Below are 15,936 nucleotides of genomic sequence, written 5' to 3' on the forward strand. Positions count from 1 at the left end.
CAGTGAGTCTCCATGCCCTTCCTCGCCCGCACCCACCCGCGTCTGTCCAGCGCCACGGTCCTTGGCCTGGCGGTGGGTATCCTGGCTCCCGTGGACTCGATCATCAGCAAGATCCTGATCGGCTGGAATGTCGGCGTCTGGACCTACCTGGTGCTGATGTCCTGGCTGACCGTGCGGGCCAAGGCGCCCGACGTCCGGCGCATCGCCGAAATCGAAGATGAAAATGCCGGGCTGGTCCTGCTGGTGGTCTGCATCGCGGCATTGGCCAGCCTGGCAACCATCACCTTCGAACTGGCCGGCAGCCGCGACCTGGACGCCGCCGGCAAGCTGCTGCATTACGGTTTCACAGCAATGACCGTGATCGGTTCCTGGTTGCTGATCGGGGTGATCTTCAGCGTGCACTATGCGCGGTTGTATTACACCTGGGAAGGCAAGGAGCCGGCGTTGCGGTTTGCCGAAGGGCTGACCACGCCCAACTATTGGGACTTCCTGTATTTCTCCTTCACCATCGGCGTGGCGGTGCAAACCGCGGACGTGGGCGTCGCCACGCGGCAACTGCGCAAGATCGTCCTGGCGCAATCGTTGATCGGGTTTGTGTTCAACACGGCGATCCTGGGGTTTTCGATCAATATTGCGGCGGGGTTGTTTGGGTGAAAAGCATTGGGGCCGCTTCGCGGCCCAGCGGGAGCAAGCTCCCTCGCCACAGGGTCAGCGTCAAGCAATAGAGAGTGGCAACCTCAGGATGGTGTTGGCAGCCACAGCCTGAAGCGCGCCCCACCCAGCGGCGAGGCCTCGACGGTCAATGTGCCGCCCTGAGCTTCCAGGGCCCGGCGGCTGATGGCCAGGCCGAGGCCGAAACCGCCGGTGGCGCGGTCGCGGCTGCGATCCAAACGGTAGAACGGCTCGAACACGCGCTCGCGTTCGCTGTCGGGAATGCCGATACCATCGTCGTCGACCCAGATCTCACAGCCTTGATCACTGACCAGCACGCCCACCTGGATGCGTTTTTCGCAATAACGCATGGCATTGCGCAGCAGGTTCTGCAAGGCCCGTGCGGTCAGGCGTGGGTCCAGTACGAAACGCTCCAGCGCCCCATGCAGCAGCACGTCGATCACCACGTCTGGCGCCGCCAGGTCTTCGTCGACGCTACCCAGGATGCTGTCGATGAACTCGTCCAATGCCACTTCGACCCGTTCGGGCAGGCGTTGCGGGTTCTGCAAACGGCTATAGGACAGCAGTTCCAGCACCAACTCATCCAGCTCACGAATGTGCGCCACCAACCCTTGCAAGCGCTCGCGACTGGCCGCCGGCAGCTCATCGGAAAGCGCCAGGGCCAAGCCGAAGTCGAGCCGCGTCAGGGGCGTGCGCAGTTCGTGGGACACGGCGTTGAGCAGGTCGCGCTGTTGGTTGAGCAAGTTCTCGATGTCCCCCGCCATCGTGTCGAACACGTGGGCCAGGCTGCCGATGTTCGAACTGGAGGCAATGTGCGTACGCTCACCCAGATGACCTTTGCCGAAACGTTCGGCGGTACGCCTGAGGCGTTCCAGGTCGCGCCAGTGCGGCCGCAACCAGAGCAGCAGGCAGGCCAGCATGGTCGCGCCGATCAACACGTTGATGCTCCAGTACAACCAACTGACGTCGGCCGGGTCCGGCGGCACGACCATCTTCACCGCTGTGCGCCCGTCCAGCGGCGCCGCCGCCAAGGTGCGCCAGGCCCAGTCACCGATACGCACCACGTTCTCGCCGCGCTTGAGACGCGCCTGCTCATCGGCACTGAAGCCGCCGTCATCGACCGCCGCCAGCTCGATGCGCAGCGGCTCGAACTCCTTGTCCATCTGCGCCGCCAGCGCCGGCCACTGCTCGCTGGGCACGGCGCGGAACTGCTTGACCATCAAGGTTTGCAGGCCACGGGAATAATCGAGGTTGTAGGTCATGAAACGGTCTTGGAACAGGCGGATAACCAGTTCCGGCATCAGGTAGATCGCCGCGCTGTAGGAAACGATGGTGACCAGGTAAAGGCGAATCAGCAGCTTCCACATCGGCTCAGCATTCCCACTCGGAACGACTGAACAGATAACCCTTGCCCCACACGGTCTTGATCTTGCGGGCTTCGTCGGCGTTGTCGTCGAACTTGCGTCGCAACTTGGAAATAGCCACGTCCACCGAACGGTCGGTGCCGTTGAATTCGATGCCGCGCAGGCGCTGCAGGATCTGGTCGCGGCTCAGCACTTCGCCGGAATGCCGGGCCAGCACCACCAGCAGGTTGTATTCGCCGCTGGACAGCTCCACCGCTTGTCCGCGCCAGGTTACGGTGCGCTCGGACAGGTCGATGCAGAGGTTGCCCATGACAATACGGTCGTTGACCGTCTGCGGCTCGGTAAGGCTGCTGCGGCGCAACAAGGTACGCACCCGCGCCAGCAACACCCGGGGCTCGCAAGGCTTGGTGACGTAGTCATCGGCGCCCATCTCCAGGCCCAGGACCTGGTCGTGGCTGTCGTCCCGGGCAGTGAGCATCAGGATCGGCAAGGTCGCCGAGTCGGCCCGCAGCAGGCGGCAGACTTGCAAGCCGTCCAGCCCGGGCAGCATCAGGTCGAGAATCACCAGGTCCGGCGGATCGACCCGCGCACGCTCACGCACATGATCGCCACGGCTGAGCACGCTGACCTGATAGCCGTTGCGTTCCAGGTAACTGGCGATCAGTTCGGAGAGTGCGCAGTCGTCTTCGACCAGGAGGATGTTGGGCATGGGTGTTTCCAGAAAGTGCTGTGGCGCCTGAAATGACGCTATCGCGAGCAGGCTCGCTCCCACAGGGGCCTGAGTCACACTAAAGACTCAATGTGGGAGCGAGCTTGCTCGCGATGGCGATACCACGGGCGCAGAAAATCTCAAGCTGCCAAGGATATACGCCCTCGCTCATCCACGAGCAAAACCCTTACACAATTTCACACAGCCACTACAAAACGTTACCGCTGGGCCCGCAGCAAATCCGCCGCACACGAGGCGATCCGCTGGCACGCATCCGTCAGCTTCACCTGATCGACCACCAGCCCGAGGCGGATATGCCCTGCCGCACTGGGCCCGAACGCCTCGCCGGCCAGCACCGAGACGCCGTAGTCGTCCAGCAGCCGCTCGGCAAATGCCTGGGCGTCGAGGCCCGTCCGGCGCACGTCGACCATCACGAACATGCCGCCATCGGGCCGCACCGACTTGAGGCCCGGGCTGTCGTCGAGCATGGCGCACACCAGGTCCCGGCGCTGGCGGTACTCCTCGTGCATCTGCGCCACTTCCGGCAACGCCTGCGTCAGGGCAACCTGGGCTGCGCGTTGCACGAAGTCCGGCAGGCCGAACACCATACACAGCGACAGGTTCGCCAAGTGTTCGGCCAGGGGTTCAGGGCCGATGGCCCAGCCGACGCGCCAACCGGTCATGGCGTGGGATTTGGACAAACTGTTGATCGTGACGGTGCGCTCGGCCATGCCCGGCAGCCCGGCCGGGCTGATGTGTTCGCCGTCGTAGAGCAAGTCGCTGTAGACCTCATCACTGATCAGCCACAGGTCATGCTCGATGCACAACCGGGCCAATGCCTGCCAGGTGGACATTGGCAGGCTGGCGCCGGACGGGTTGTTCGGACTGTTGATCAGCATCGCCCGGGTACGTGGGGTCACAAGACGGGCAACGTCCGCCGGTTCGACCCGAAAACCGTTCTCCGGGCGGACCGCCACCGGCACCACTTTCGCCCCGCAGGCGCCGAACACCGCTTCATAGGTGACATACATCGGCTCGGCGACGATGACTTCGTCGCCAGGGTTGAGCAGGCATTGCGCGACCGCGTAGAGGGCACTTTGCGCGCCGGGCAGCACCGTGACGTGCCCGGCGCCCACCGGTTGGCCGCTACGTTGTTGGTGTCGGCGAGCAATGCTGGCCCGCAGGGAGTGCAGGCCGCGGCTGTCCGAATAATGGGTCTCACCGGCCCGCAGGCTGGCGACGGCGGCCTCGACAATGGCGCACGGGGTGTCGAAGTCCGGATCACCTACTGACAGCAACAACACATCCATGCCCTGTTCGCGCATGGCCAGCGCCCGGTCATGAATCTGCCAGGCGGCGGCACCATCGCCGGTGATGCGTTGGGTCAAAGCTGAGAAGCGCATGTATCTCTCCTGATTGCGCGATATCCAGCCTCAACCCTATCTCAAATCACAAACCGCGCCACCATCGCATTCAACCCCACCGCCAGGCGCGACAGTTCGTGGGTCGCGTCGCTGGTCTGTTTGGCGCCGCTGGCCGACTGGGTGGCCAGGTCGCGAATGTTCACCAGGTTGCGGTCCACCTCACGGGAAACCTGGGCCTGCTCTTCCGAGGCGCTGGCGATGACCAGGTTGCGTTCGTTGATCTGGTGGATCGACTGAGTGATCTGCTCCAGGGCCACGCCGGCGGCGCGGGCCATTTCCAGCGTGCTTTGGGTACGCTGGTTGCTTTGCTGCATCGACTGCACGGCTTGGCCGGTGCCGTTCTGGATGCCGGCGACCATTTTTTCGATTTCCTGGGTCGATTGCGCAGTGCGATGGGCCAGGGCCCGGACTTCGTCGGCCACCACCGCGAAACCGCGTCCGGCCTCCCCGGCGCGAGCGGCTTCGATGGCGGCGTTGAGGGCCAGCAGGTTGGTCTGTTCGGCGATGGCGCGGATCACGTCCAACACCTTGCCGATGTCGCGGCCCTGGACCGCCAGGCCTTCGACCATCGAAGCGGTGGCCTGCACATCGTGGGTCATGGTCTGGATCGCATCGACAGTTTCCACCACACGTGTGCGGCCTTCCTGGGCGGCCTGGGTCGACTGGTTCGACGCCTCGGAGGTGGACACCGCGTTACGGGCCACCTCTTCGACCGCGGCGGTCATTTCGTTGACGGCCGTGGCCGCCTGTTCGATTTCGTTGTGCTGCTGTTGCAGGCCGCGGGAGGATTCCTGGGTCACGGCGCTCAGCTCTTCCGCCGCAGCGCCCAGTTGAGTGGCCGAACCGGCAATCTGCTCGATGGTCTGGCGCAAGCTGCCTTGCATGGCGGCCAAGGCCTGGAGCAAGCGCCCAGGCTCATCCTTGCCATCGTCCTCGATGACCTGGACCAGATTGCCACTGGCAATGGTCCGCGCAGCCTCCAGTGCCCGGTTGAGCGGCGCGACGATGCTGCGGGTCAGCAGCAAGGCCAGCACCACGGTGGCCAGGGCGGCGGCGATCGAGACAATAATGATGCCGGTGATGGCGCTGCTGTAGTTTTCACCTGCCTTGGCCGACGCTTCGCTGGCACCGGCCACGTTGATCGCGATGAGCTTGTTGAGCTGCTCGCCCATCAGGTCGGTGCCTTCCTTGATCCGCGTATTGATGTGGGTGCGCAGTTCATCGGCCTTGTTCTGTCGCGACAGGTCGAGCATCTGCTTCTGGTCTTGCAGGTATTTCTCGAGGGTCGCGGAGAAGGTTTTGTACAACTCAACTTCTTCGGGGGTGGCCGGCAGCGCGGCGTAGCCGCTGTTGGCCTTGTTCAGTTTCTCCGTCAGTACGCCGATGCGGCTCTCCGCCTCGGTCAAGCTGGCAGGGTCCCGGTTGACCAGGATGCGGAACGAGAGAATGCGCATGCGCAGCACGTTTTCCAGCACATTGGCCAGATAGCCGACGCTGGGCACCTGGTTCTGCTCCATGCTCAGCGAGGCCTGGCGAATGACGGACATGCGGTTGGCGGCGAAAACACCGAGGATAACGACGAGCAACGCGATGACGGCGAAGCCGAGAAAGGCTCGTGGCGCGATATTCAGGCTGCGTAGGGACATGGAAAGACCTCGAAATGTTGGGTCGAGCGTCCATGCTGGCAAGCGCACCGATTGGAGTTATGGAGGTATACGCTTAATCCCGTTATCGGCTGGGCTTTAGGGTTTGCGCAGGGCGAATGTAAAAAAATATTTCTAAACGCTTTTTTGTGGCGAGGGAGCTTGCTCCCTCGCCACAGGTTCACCATGCTCCTGGTCCAATGTCCAAGCACGCTTGTGTCCGTTGGGTTTACCGCGCCGCCACCCGCCAAAGCCGTGCAATGTCCCGGGCGCGCTCGCTCAGCAGGCGCGGGGCGTCGGTGCAGGCTTGCTGCAAGGTCATCGGCCCGCTGGCCAGGGCGAAGGCAGCGTCGATGCCGTGTTCATACAGCGCCGGGTAACCCTCCCCCAGCGTGCCGGCAATGACCACCACCGGTACACCGTGCTGGCGGGCGATGCGGGCCACGCCGAAGGGGGTCTTGCCGCGCAGGGTCTGGGCGTCGAAACGGCCTTCGCCGGTAATCACCAGGTCGGCGCCGTTGACCGCCTCGGCCAGCCCGGTCAACTGGGCGACGACGTCCACGCCGGTACGAAACTGCGCGCCCAGGAACGCCTTGGCCGCGAACCCCAGGCCACCGGCGGCGCCGCTGCCCGGCTCGTCGCGCACATCCTTGTTCAACGCCCGTGCGCAGTGTTCGGCGAAATGCCCCAGGGCCCGGTCCAACGCCTGCACTTGAGACGCCGAAGCGCCCTTCTGCGGACCGAAGATCACGGAAGCGCCATGGGGCCCGCACAGCGGGTTATCGACATCGGCGGCGATCTCGAAGCTGACCCGGGCCAGGCGTGGGTCGAGGTCGCTCAGGTCGATGTGCGACAAGTTCGCCAAGGCCAGGCCACCGGGAGGAAGGGGTTGGCCCTGGTCATCCAGCAACACCACGCCCAGGGCCTGCATCGCACCGGCCCCGGCGTCGTTGGTGGCACTGCCGCCGATCGCCAGGATCACCCGGCCGGCGCCCTCATCGAGGGCAGCGCGAATCAGCTCGCCAGTGCCGTAGGTGCTGCTGGAACAGGCGTCGCGTTGCTCCGGCGGCACCAGTTGCAAGCCACTGGCCTCGGCCATTTCGATGATCGCGGTGCGGCTCTCGGCCAACCAGCCCCAGCGCGCCTCGACAGCGACACCCAACGGACCGCGGACCCGGGTGTGGCGCCACTCACCGTGACAGGCCGCCAACACCGACTCCACCGTCCCCTCCCCGCCGTCCGCCATCGGGCATTTGATCAACTGCGCATCCGGCCAGACCTCGGCCAGCCCCTGGGCGATGGCATCGGCGACGCCCTGGGCGCTGAGGCTGTCCTTGAACGAGTCGGGGGCGATGACTATTTTCATATTATTCTCCGGTTCCGATGCACAGCATGCTGCCAGTTGACCGCAGCCGTGACGCCGGTCCGCTGCACAAAAGGCACCGGGCATTATTGTTCAAATTCACAAATATTGGTTTGGCCGAGAGATTCGGGTTGAGGCTGCCGGCCTCATCGCGAGCAAGCTCGCTCCCACACTGGGTCTCCAGTGAATATAAAACCTGTGCCCGGACAAATCCCCTGTGGGAGCGAGCTTGCTCGCGATGACAGTGGCACATCCAATACATATGCAAGCTGACACACCGCTATCGCGAGCAAGCTCGCTCCCACAGGGGTAGTTGTGAACCCAAAGGGGGGGTTATGTGGGTGTATCTGCGGTCTGCGGTAGCAACTGCACCCCCAGGTACAACGCCAGCATCCCATCCAGGCGCAACGGGTCCACGCCGCTGAGTTCGGCGATGCGTTCCATGCGGTAGCGCAGGCTGTTGCGGTGGATACCCAGGGCGTCGGCGCAGGCCTGGCTCTGGCCGTCGTGTTCGCACCAACTGCGCAAGGTGGCGAGCAACTGGCCGTTGCTGTCCTTGGCAATGACCTTGCGCAACGGGGTCAGCAATTCGTCCAAGGCATCGTCGCTGCGATGGCGCCAGAGCAGCACCGGCAGGCGATAACGGCTGAGGGCCAGCAGGCGCGATTGTGGCAACACATCACGCCCATAGGCCAGCAGATCAGCCACCCGCCGATAGCAACGCCGCAAGCCCGCCAACCCTTCAGCCTGCCCGCCCACCGCGATCCGCAGGATGTTCCAGCCCAGCCCATCGAGCTTGCCCAGCAGCCGCTCGTTCTCCACCGAGGCGGTGACCGGCCGGCACCAGAGCAAGGATGATTTGGACGAGGTCAGGCACCAACTGTCCGGGTAGCGCGACATCAACCACGCGCTCAACGTCTCGACGGTCTGCCCGGGCCCATGTTCCAGGCCCAGTTCGAACAGATACGGCACCCGCGACAATTGCGGCTTGAGGCCCATTTGCCGGGCTTCGTCCAACAATCGCGGCGAATCCCCGGCATCGCCCAGCAGCAACGCCAGCAAGTCATCGCAGCGCTGCCGGCGCCATTGCTGCTCGGCCTGCTGGTTACGCTGGCCCACCAGCATCTCGGCGGTCATGCGCACCAGCTCGGCGTAGGTGCGCAGTTGCGCAGGCTCACCCGTGATGCCCAGGACGCCGATCAGCCGTTGATCGAGCATCAGCGGCAGGTTGATCCCCGGCTGCACGCCCTTGAGGTGCATCGCGGTGTGCTCGTCGATTTCCACCACCCGACCGTTCGCCAAAACCAGTTGCGCGCCCTCGTGACGGGTGTTGACCCGCTCGCGCTCACCGCTGCCGAGGATCAAGCCCTGGTTGTCCATGACATTGACGTTGTACGGCAGGATCGCCATCGCCCGGTCGACGATGTCCTGCGCCAGTTCGTGATCGAGTTCGAACATGGGCGGTGTTCCTTGCAAGCGGCGTGAATTGTTGTTTCAGGCATGGGTTTGGTCAGGCGCACAGGGTCTGCATTCAAACCCTGTGCTCTGGCACAAAGACACGGGCCCCTGGGCTGGCCGAGACTCAAGGGGCGGTCAACGTTACCCCTTGGCTCGCAAAAATCATAATAATGAGAGACCCGCCATGTCCCAGAGCGCAATAGCCCTCCTGGCTACCCCCGACGAAAAAAATACCGTCTACAAGCGCATCACCCTGCGCTTGATCCCGTTCATTTTCATCTGCTACCTGTTCAACTACCTCGACCGGGTCAACGTTGGCTTTGCCAAGTTGCAGATGCTCGACGCCCTGAAATTCAGCGAAACCGTGTACGGCCTCGGTGCCGGGATCTTCTTCATCGGCTACGTGCTGTGCGGCGTGCCGAGCAACCTGGCCCTGACCAAATTCGGCCCACGGCGCTGGATCGCGCTGATGATGATCACCTGGGGCACCCTGTCGACGTGCCTGCTGTTCGTCACCACCCCCACCGAGTTCTATACCTTGCGGCTGTTCACTGGCGCCGCCGAGGCCGGGTTCTTCCCTGGCGTAGTGCTGTATCTCTCGCAATGGTTTCCGACGTTCCGACGTGGCCGAATCATGGCGTTGTTCATGTCGGCCATCCCGGTGTCCGGCCTGCTGGGCAGCCCGTTTTCCGGGTGGATCCTCAACCACTTCGCGGCCGGCCAGGGCGGCCTGGCGGGTTGGCAGTGGATGTTCCTGCTGCAAGGCATTCCGACGGTGATCCTCGGGGCGCTGGCGTTCTTCCTGCTCAGCGACACGTTCGCCAATGCCAAATGGCTGACCGACCAGGAGCGCGCCGTGCTCACCGCCGACCACGCCGAAGACCTGGCCAACAAGCCAAAGACCGCCACCGACTCGCTGTTGGCAGTGTTCAAGAACCCGGCAATCTGGGCCTTCGGCCTGGTGTACTTCTGCATCCAGAGCGGCGTTTACGCGATCAACTTCTGGCTGCCGTCGATCATCAAGAGCCTGGGTTTTGGCGATAACCTGGTGATCGGTTGGCTGAGTGCAATCCCTTACCTGCTGGCGGCGGTGTTCATGTTGCTGGTGGGCCGCTCGGCGGACCTGCACAAGGAGCGCCGCTGGCATCTTGTCGTGCCGATGCTGATGGGCGCCGTCGGGCTGCTGATCGCCGTCAACTTCGCCACCACCCCGGCCATCGCCATCATCGGCCTGTCCATCGCCACCATGGGCGCCCTCACCGGCCTGCCGATGTTCTGGCCGGTGCCCACGGCAATGCTCAGCGCTGGCGCGGCGGCCGGTGGATTGGCGTTGATCAACTCCATGGGGCAGATGGCTGGGTTCCTGAGCCCGTACCTGGTGGGTTGGGTCAAGGACGCCACCGGCTCGACCGACGCGGCGCTGTACCTGCTGGCGGGCGTGATTGTCTGCGGCAGCCTGCTGGCGTTGCGCATGACCCGCACCCTACGGGCCTGACATCCTTTTTTCCCTGTGGGAGCGAGCTTGCTCGCGATAGCGTCAAATCAGCCAACATTGATATTGACTGACCCACCGCTATCGCGAGCAAGCTCGCTCCCACAGAGGTAGTTACAGTTGATTTGGGGTGTTTGAGAATTCTATTTGATCCGTGCGACTGTTCTGGGGTTTGATTGAGCCTTTCCCCATGGATAAAAGGATCTTGTCATGAGCTACCGCACGCTAGGCCATTCCGGGTTGCAAGTCTCGACGCTGACCCTGGGCACGATGATGTTCGGCGAACAGACCAGCACCGAGGATTCGCTGCGGATCATCGACAAGGCCTGGGACCAGGGCATCAATTTCATCGACACCGCGGACGTCTACACCAACGGCCGTTCCGAAGAGATCGTCGGCGAGGCAATCGCCCGTCATCGCCAGGAATGGGTGCTGGCCACCAAGGTCGGCTTCGGCCCGCCAGACGGCATGCCCAACCGCAGCGGCCTGAGCCGCAAGCACATCTTCAATGGCATCGAGGCGAGCCTGACGCGCCTGGGCACCGATTACCTGGACATCTATTACCTGCACCGCGAAGACCACAACACGCCGCTGCACGTCACCGTGTCGGCCATCGGTGACTTGATTCGCCAAGGCAAGATCCGCTACTGGGGCCTGTCGAACTACCGCGGCTGGCGCATCGCCGAAGTGATCCGGATTGCCGACAGCCTGGGTATCGACCGACCGGTGATCAGCCAACCGCTGTACAACATCGTCAACCGCCAGGCGGAAACCGAGCAGATCACCGCGGCGCAGAACTACGGTCTCGGCGTGGTTCCGTTCAGCCCCCTGGCCCGAGGCGTGCTCAGCGGCAAGTACGCGCCAGACGTGGCGCCGGACGCCAACAGCCGTGCCGGCCGCCAGGACAAACGCATCCTGGAAACCGAGTGGCGGGTCGAGTCCCTGCGCATTGCCCAACAGATCCTGCAATACACCCAGGGCCGCGGCGTGGGCATCGTCGAGTTCGCCATCGCCTGGGTGCTGAACAACAGCGCCGTGACCTCGGCCATCGTCGGGCCGCGCACCGAGGAGCAGTGGGATTCGTACACCAAGGCGCAATCGGTGAAGATCAGCGCGGAAGATGAAGCCTTCATCGATTCGCTGGTGACGCCGGGGCATGCTTCGACACCGGGGTTCAACGATGTCAGCCATTTCGTGCCGGGGCGGGTACCTGTGGGAGCAAGGCTTGCCCGCGATGAACGATAACGCGGTTCACTGTTAAACCGTGGCGTGGCTATCGCGGGCAAGCCTTGCTCCCACAAACTTGCTCCCCTAGATAAACTTGCCAGCCAACAGTTTGGGTTGATTGATCGCCCTCAAGAGAATCACCGTGTCCAAAGGCATCGTTCTATCGGTCTCGGCCTCCGCGCTGTTCGCCGTCATGTACTACTACACCTCGTTGCTCTCACCGCTGACCGGCGTGGAGATCTTCGGCTGGCGCATGCTGCTGACGATGCCGTGCATGACCGCCTTCCTGCTGGTGACGCGGGACTGGCACCTGGTCACGGCGCTGATCCAACGCCTGATCGCCACGCCACGGCTGTTGATCGCGGCGATCGCCTCCTCGGCATTGATGGGCGCGCAACTGTGGCTGTTCATGTGGGCGCCGCTCAATGGCTACAGCCTGGACGTGTCGCTGGGGTACTTCCTGTTGCCACTGTCGATGGTCCTGACCGGACGCATCGTCTATGGCGAACGCCTTTCCTACCTGCAGAAAGTCGCCGTGTTCTTCGCCACCCTTGGCGTGTTCAACGAGTTGTACCAAGTAGGTGGTTTTTCCTGGGCAACCTTGCTGGTGGTGATTGGCTACCCGATCTATTTCATCCTGCGCAAACGCATCAAGACCGACAACCTGGGCGGCCTCTGGCTGGACATGACCCTGATGCTGCCCCTGGCGCTGTGGTTCGTGCAAAGCGGCGAACAGGGTTTCGACGTTTTCGATCAATACCCGTGGCTGTCGCTGCTGATCCCGGTACTCGGGGTCATCAGCGCCAGCGCGCTGGTGTCCTACATCGTCGCCAGTCGATTGCTGCCGTTCAGCCTGTTCGGGCTGTTGAGTTATGTCGAGCCGGTGTTGCTGCTGGGCGTTGCGCTGCTGTTGGGCGAAAGCATCAAGGCCGGTGAATGGCTGACCTACATCCCCATCTGGATGGCGGTGGCGGTGCTGGTGTTCGAAGGGTTCAAGCACTTGGTGCGACAACAGCGCCGGACTTGAGGTCACCGCCAGCCCCTGTGGGAGTGAGCTTGCTCGCGATAGCGGTGAACCAGCCAGCTATCGCGAGCAAGCTCGCTCCCACAGGGGTTCTCCCACTGGGGGTCTATCGGCAATAAAAAGCCCGCCCGGCATCACTGCCGGGCGGGCTTTTTCATGGCTCAGGCCTTACTCGGTCGCCAGCACACCACGACGCACCTGGTCGCGCTCGATGGATTCGAACAGCGCCTTGAAGTTACCTTCGCCGAAACCATCGTCGCCCTTGCGTTGGATGAATTCGAAGAACACCGGCCCCATCAGGGTTTCCGAGAAAATCTGCAACAGCAGGCGCTTGTCGCCCTGCTCGGAAGCACCGTCCAGCAGAATGCCCCGCGATTGCAGTTCATCGACCGGTTCGCCGTGGTTTGGCAGGCGGCCTTCGAGCATTTCGTAGTAGGTGTCCGGCGGCGCGGTCATGAAGCGCATGCCGATGCTTTTCAGGTGATCCCAGGTCTTGATCAGGTCGTCGGTGAGGAAGGCCACGTGCTGGATGCCTTCGCCGTTGAACTGCATCAGGAACTCTTCGATCTGCCCGGCGCCCTTGGACGACTCTTCGTTCAACGGGATACGGATCATGCCATCCGGGGCGGTCATGGCCTTGGAGGTCAGGCCGGTGTATTCGCCCTTGATGTCGAAGTAACGGATTTCGCGGAAGTTGAACAGCTTCTCGTAGAAGCCGGCCCAGTAGGCCATGCGCCCGCGATAGACGTTGTGGGTCAGGTGGTCGATGATTTTCAGGCCCGCGCCCACCGGGTTGCGGTCCACGCCCTCAATGAACACGAAGTCGATGTCATAGATCGAGCTGCCTTCGCCAAAACGGTCGATCAGGTACAGCGGCGCGCCACCGATGCCTTTGATCGCCGGCAGGTTCAGCTCCATCGGGCCGGTCTCGATGTGGATCGGCTGGGCGCCGAGTTCCAGGGCACGCTTGTAGGCCTGTTGCGAATCCTTGACCCGGAACGCCATGCCGCACACCGACGGACCGTGCTCGGCGGCAAAGTACGACGCCACGCTGTGGGGTTCGTTGTTGAGGATCAGGTTGATCGCGCCCTGGCGATACAGGTGCACGTTTTTGGAGCGGTGGGTGGCCACTTTGGTGAAGCCCATGATCTCGAAGATCGGCTCCAGGGTGTTGGGGGTCGGGGATGCGAATTCAATGAATTCGAAGCCCATCAGGCCCATGGGGTTTTCGTATAGATCTGCCATGTCGGCGCCTCATCAGTCGGGTCAATTAACAAAAAACGTTAGTTGCTGGCGATGCTGAGGACACGGGGCGGCGCGCAGGAAATGCCACGAACGCTGCGGGCGAGGAAATCGCCATAGATCAGTTGAAACCCAAGTATCTTCATTGTCGACCCAAGGCTCGTGCGGGCGAGGCTTCTGCTGCCAGAAGACGTTATTCTTATATGCGTAACTCGATTCTACACAGCGTAACCAGGTTTGTCCGCCTTCTGTATCAAATCGCCTTTTCCTTCGACCGCGCAAGGGGTTTGTTGCACAGGAAAATGCCCACCAGGATCACGCCCCCGCCGACACACATCAAGGCCGTGAGCCGTTCGTCCAGCAGCAGCGCCCCCAATAGCACCGCCGTCAGCGGATTAAGCGCGATGAACACCCCGGAACGGGTCGCGCCAATCCGACGAATGCCGTCATACCAGGCGATATAGGCCAGGGCCGAGCCCAGCACGCCGAGGTACAACAGGCTCAGCCATTGCTCCACGTCCAGCGCGCGCAGGGCTTGGACACGAATCTCGCCCGCCGCCGCGCAGGCCAGCCACAACATCATCGTGCCCAGCAGAATCGACCAGGTCACGGTCTGCAAGGGGCCGAGACTGTCATTCAAACGCCTGGAAAACAGCGAATAGATGCCCCAGCCCAGCACGCAGCCAAAAATCAGCAGGTCGCCGATCCAACCCTGCGCTGCGCCTTGCAACAAGGACGGATCACGACTGACGATCACCAGCCCCGCCCCACCGATGCAGAGCACGATGCCCGCCACTTTCAAGCGGCTCAGCCGCTCCTTGAATAACCACCAGGACGCCAGCCCGATCACCGCCGGGTTCAAGGCCACGATCAGCGAGGCGCGCGAGGCATTGATGTACTGCAAGCCATAGAAGAAGCACAGGTTGTAGAAAAAGATGCCGAAGAACCCCAGCGCGGCCAATTGCAGCCCCTGCTTCACACTGGGCCTGACCAACGGGATCCCGGCCAGGGCGAGAAACGCCAGCAGCGCGATACTCGCCAACAGGAACCGCAGGCTGGCGGCAAACATCGGCGCCAGGGCATCGGCAAGGATCCGGCCGGCGACGAAGGTCCCGCCCCAGATCATGGTGACCATGGCGAGCTTCAGGTAGACCGGCAGATCTGACGGGGTTGGGAGGGTTTGTTCGAGGGTTTTCATGGTTCACCACCGCACGCTAATGAGAACAACACATAACCTGTGGCGAGGGGGGTTAGTTGTGGGAGCAAAGCTTGCTCGCGATGAAGGCGGCGTGATTCAGCAGGCAAACCGAGTCATCGTTCATCGCGAGCAAGCTTTGCTCCCACAGGGTGCGACCTCGCCAAAAGGTGTTGTGCTACTTCCTGATTCAGATCAGATACCCCATTATCTGGCTCATGTTTGATCATCGTAAAATGAGCAATCCCTCATGACCCTCACCCAACTCGAAATCTTCTCCCTGGTCGCCGAGCTGCGGGGGTTCACGGCGGCGGCAACGCGCCTGGGCATCGGCCAGTCAGCGGTATCCCACGCCATCAAGTCCCTGGAACAAGAATTGGGCGTGGAATTGCTCAGGCGTCATCAATCCCAGGTGGAACTCAGCGATATTGGTCAGCAATTGCTGCTGCGGGCCCGGGCCATGCTCGGGCTGGCCAACACCTTGCGCCAGGAAGCCGCCGATGCCCGGGGCATGCGCCGCGGCACCTTGCGCATCGGCTCGTTCGGGCCAACGTCATCGATGAAACTGTTGCCCGGTATCCTGCGGCGCTATCGAGACTTGCACCCGGGCATCGAAGTGCACATCGACGAAGGGCCCGACAGGCAGGTCCTCCAATGGCTGGACGAACGGCGGATCGACGTCGGCTTCGTGGTGCTGCCCGAGGAGCGTTTCGATACGTTCATGCTGATGGAAGATCAGATGGTCGCCCTCCTGCCCACTAACCATCCCCTCGCCGCCCAGGCCAGCCTGAGCCTCAAGGACCTGTGCAACGACCCCTTCGTGCACACCGAGGCCGGATCGTCGGAGCTGGTTTCGCGCCTGTTCAATGCCGCCCGGCTGACCCCGAACGTGCGTTTTCGTTGTTCGCAACTGCTCAGCACCCTGGACGTCGTCAGGCGCGGTGAGGCGGTGAGCGTGGTGTCCGAAGGTTCGTTGCCGGAGGGCGAAAGCCTGGGTTTCGTCGCGCGCCCCTTGTCGCCGCGGGTGCCGCGCCAGATTGGCCTGGCAGTCCTGGACAGCCGCCAGGCCTCGCCCGCCACCCTGGCGTTTATCGAGCTGGCCCGGCAGTCATGAGCCTGGCAT

General features: G+C 62.8%; 13 protein-coding genes and 1 pseudogene. 5 read left to right on the plus strand and 9 right to left on the minus strand.

The features are described 5' to 3' along the window. The first annotated feature begins 12 nt into the window (after window positions 1–12). The gene (locus AB4Z20_RS08375) at window positions 13–654 is read left to right on the plus strand and encodes a DUF1345 domain-containing protein (protein ID WP_253475868.1); all 642 of its coding nucleotides are present in this window, start codon (window positions 13–15) and stop codon (window positions 652–654) included. A gap of 83 nt (window positions 655–737) precedes the next feature. Here AB4Z20_RS08375 and AB4Z20_RS08380 read toward each other — a convergent pair whose 3' ends face one another. From AB4Z20_RS08380 to AB4Z20_RS08410, 7 genes and pseudogenes are all read right to left on the minus strand, one after another. After that, complete coding sequence (locus AB4Z20_RS08380; protein ID WP_253475871.1) at window positions 738–2,039, minus strand: ATP-binding protein; 1,302 nt, start codon at window positions 2,037–2,039, stop codon at window positions 738–740. A gap of 4 nt (window positions 2,040–2,043) precedes the next feature. Next, entirely contained in the window at window positions 2,044–2,745 is a 702-nt protein-coding gene (locus AB4Z20_RS08385; RefSeq protein ID WP_253475874.1) for a response regulator transcription factor, read from the minus strand. A 218-nt stretch (window positions 2,746–2,963) separates the two neighbouring features. Continuing rightward, window positions 2,964–4,148 (minus strand): pyridoxal phosphate-dependent aminotransferase, encoded by a 1,185-nt coding sequence (locus AB4Z20_RS08390; RefSeq protein ID WP_253475877.1) that lies wholly within the window; start codon window positions 4,146–4,148, stop codon window positions 2,964–2,966. A gap of 41 nt (window positions 4,149–4,189) precedes the next feature. Then, window positions 4,190–5,053, minus strand: a complete 864-nt coding sequence (locus tag AB4Z20_RS08395) for a methyl-accepting chemotaxis protein (protein ID WP_442089767.1) — start codon at window positions 5,051–5,053, stop codon at window positions 4,190–4,192. Continuing rightward, window positions 5,045–5,815: pseudogene (locus tag AB4Z20_RS08400) on the minus strand (MCP four helix bundle domain-containing protein); the annotation flags it as partial. The gene AB4Z20_RS08395 and the pseudogene AB4Z20_RS08400, both read right to left, overlap by 9 nt. A 226-nt stretch (window positions 5,816–6,041) precedes the next feature. Next, window positions 6,042–7,178 carry a glycerate kinase gene (locus AB4Z20_RS08405; RefSeq protein ID WP_442089698.1) on the minus strand — a complete coding sequence of 379 codons (1,137 nt, stop codon included), beginning with the start codon at window positions 7,176–7,178 and terminating at the stop codon, window positions 6,042–6,044. Window positions 7,179–7,508: 330 nt separating this feature from the next. Further along, window positions 7,509–8,633 carry a sugar diacid recognition domain-containing protein gene (locus tag AB4Z20_RS08410; RefSeq protein WP_442089699.1) on the minus strand — a complete coding sequence of 375 codons (1,125 nt, stop codon included), beginning with the start codon at window positions 8,631–8,633 and terminating at the stop codon, window positions 7,509–7,511. A 184-nt stretch (window positions 8,634–8,817) separates the two neighbouring features. On the opposite strand from AB4Z20_RS08410, the gene AB4Z20_RS08415 reads away from it, so the two are divergent. From AB4Z20_RS08415 to rarD, 3 genes are all read left to right on the plus strand, one after another. Next, the gene (locus AB4Z20_RS08415) at window positions 8,818–10,128 is read left to right on the plus strand and encodes an MFS transporter (RefSeq protein WP_253475886.1); all 1,311 of its coding nucleotides are present in this window, start codon (window positions 8,818–8,820) and stop codon (window positions 10,126–10,128) included. 207 nt (window positions 10,129–10,335) lie between these two features. Then, a complete protein-coding gene (locus AB4Z20_RS08420; RefSeq protein ID WP_003202978.1) occupies window positions 10,336–11,370 on the plus strand; it encodes an aldo/keto reductase in 1,035 nt (344 codons plus the stop codon). A gap of 124 nt (window positions 11,371–11,494) precedes the next feature. Beyond that, a complete protein-coding gene (gene rarD, locus AB4Z20_RS08425) occupies window positions 11,495–12,379 on the plus strand; it encodes an EamA family transporter RarD (RefSeq protein ID WP_024617788.1) in 885 nt (294 codons plus the stop codon). A gap of 165 nt (window positions 12,380–12,544) precedes the next feature. Here the strand turns inward: rarD and hppD are convergent, their stop codons facing one another. Beyond that, window positions 12,545–13,621: a 4-hydroxyphenylpyruvate dioxygenase gene (gene hppD / locus AB4Z20_RS08430; RefSeq protein WP_018605953.1), complete on the minus strand. Its 1,077-nt coding sequence runs from the start codon at window positions 13,619–13,621 to the stop codon at window positions 12,545–12,547. Window positions 13,622–13,871: 250 nt separating this feature from the next. Then, window positions 13,872–14,816 (minus strand): DMT family transporter, encoded by a 945-nt coding sequence (locus tag AB4Z20_RS08435; RefSeq protein ID WP_442089700.1) that lies wholly within the window; start codon window positions 14,814–14,816, stop codon window positions 13,872–13,874. A gap of 247 nt (window positions 14,817–15,063) precedes the next feature. Between AB4Z20_RS08435 and AB4Z20_RS08440 the strand changes: the two genes are divergently transcribed. Beyond that, window positions 15,064–15,927 carry a LysR family transcriptional regulator gene (locus AB4Z20_RS08440; protein ID WP_214511982.1) on the plus strand — a complete coding sequence of 288 codons (864 nt, stop codon included), beginning with the start codon at window positions 15,064–15,066 and terminating at the stop codon, window positions 15,925–15,927. The last annotated feature ends 9 nt before the right edge of the window (window positions 15,928–15,936 follow it).

Source organism: Pseudomonas sp. KB_12 (assembly GCF_052114545.1).
Taxonomy (GTDB): domain Bacteria; phylum Pseudomonadota; class Gammaproteobacteria; order Pseudomonadales; family Pseudomonadaceae; genus Aquipseudomonas; species Aquipseudomonas brassicacearum.

What these genes read in the sequence shown, in the direction of transcription:
- AB4Z20_RS08375 (WP_253475868.1), top strand. Translation starts at nt 13, where the DNA reads ATGCCCTTCCTCGCCCGCACCCACCCGCGTCTGTCCAGCGCCACGGTC.
- AB4Z20_RS08380 (WP_253475871.1), bottom strand. Translation starts at nt 2,039, where the DNA reads ATGTGGAAGCTGCTGATTCGCCTTTACCTGGTCACCATCGTTTCCTAC.
- AB4Z20_RS08385 (WP_253475874.1), bottom strand. Translation starts at nt 2,745, where the DNA reads ATGCCCAACATCCTCCTGGTCGAAGACGACTGCGCACTCTCCGAACTG.
- AB4Z20_RS08390 (WP_253475877.1), bottom strand. Translation starts at nt 4,148, where the DNA reads ATGCGCTTCTCAGCTTTGACCCAACGCATCACCGGCGATGGTGCCGCC.
- AB4Z20_RS08395 (WP_442089767.1), bottom strand. Translation starts at nt 5,053, where the DNA reads ATGCAAGGCAGCTTGCGCCAGACCATCGAGCAGATTGCCGGTTCGGCC.
- AB4Z20_RS08405 (WP_442089698.1), bottom strand. Translation starts at nt 7,178, where the DNA reads ATGAAAATAGTCATCGCCCCCGACTCGTTCAAGGACAGCCTCAGCGCC.
- AB4Z20_RS08410 (WP_442089699.1), bottom strand. Translation starts at nt 8,633, where the DNA reads ATGTTCGAACTCGATCACGAACTGGCGCAGGACATCGTCGACCGGGCG.
- AB4Z20_RS08415 (WP_253475886.1), top strand. Translation starts at nt 8,818, where the DNA reads ATGTCCCAGAGCGCAATAGCCCTCCTGGCTACCCCCGACGAAAAAAAT.
- AB4Z20_RS08420 (WP_003202978.1), top strand. Translation starts at nt 10,336, where the DNA reads ATGAGCTACCGCACGCTAGGCCATTCCGGGTTGCAAGTCTCGACGCTG.
- hppD (WP_018605953.1), bottom strand. Translation starts at nt 13,621, where the DNA reads ATGGCAGATCTATACGAAAACCCCATGGGCCTGATGGGCTTCGAATTC.
- AB4Z20_RS08435 (WP_442089700.1), bottom strand. Translation starts at nt 14,816, where the DNA reads ATGAAAACCCTCGAACAAACCCTCCCAACCCCGTCAGATCTGCCGGTC.
- AB4Z20_RS08440 (WP_214511982.1), top strand. Translation starts at nt 15,064, where the DNA reads ATGACCCTCACCCAACTCGAAATCTTCTCCCTGGTCGCCGAGCTGCGG.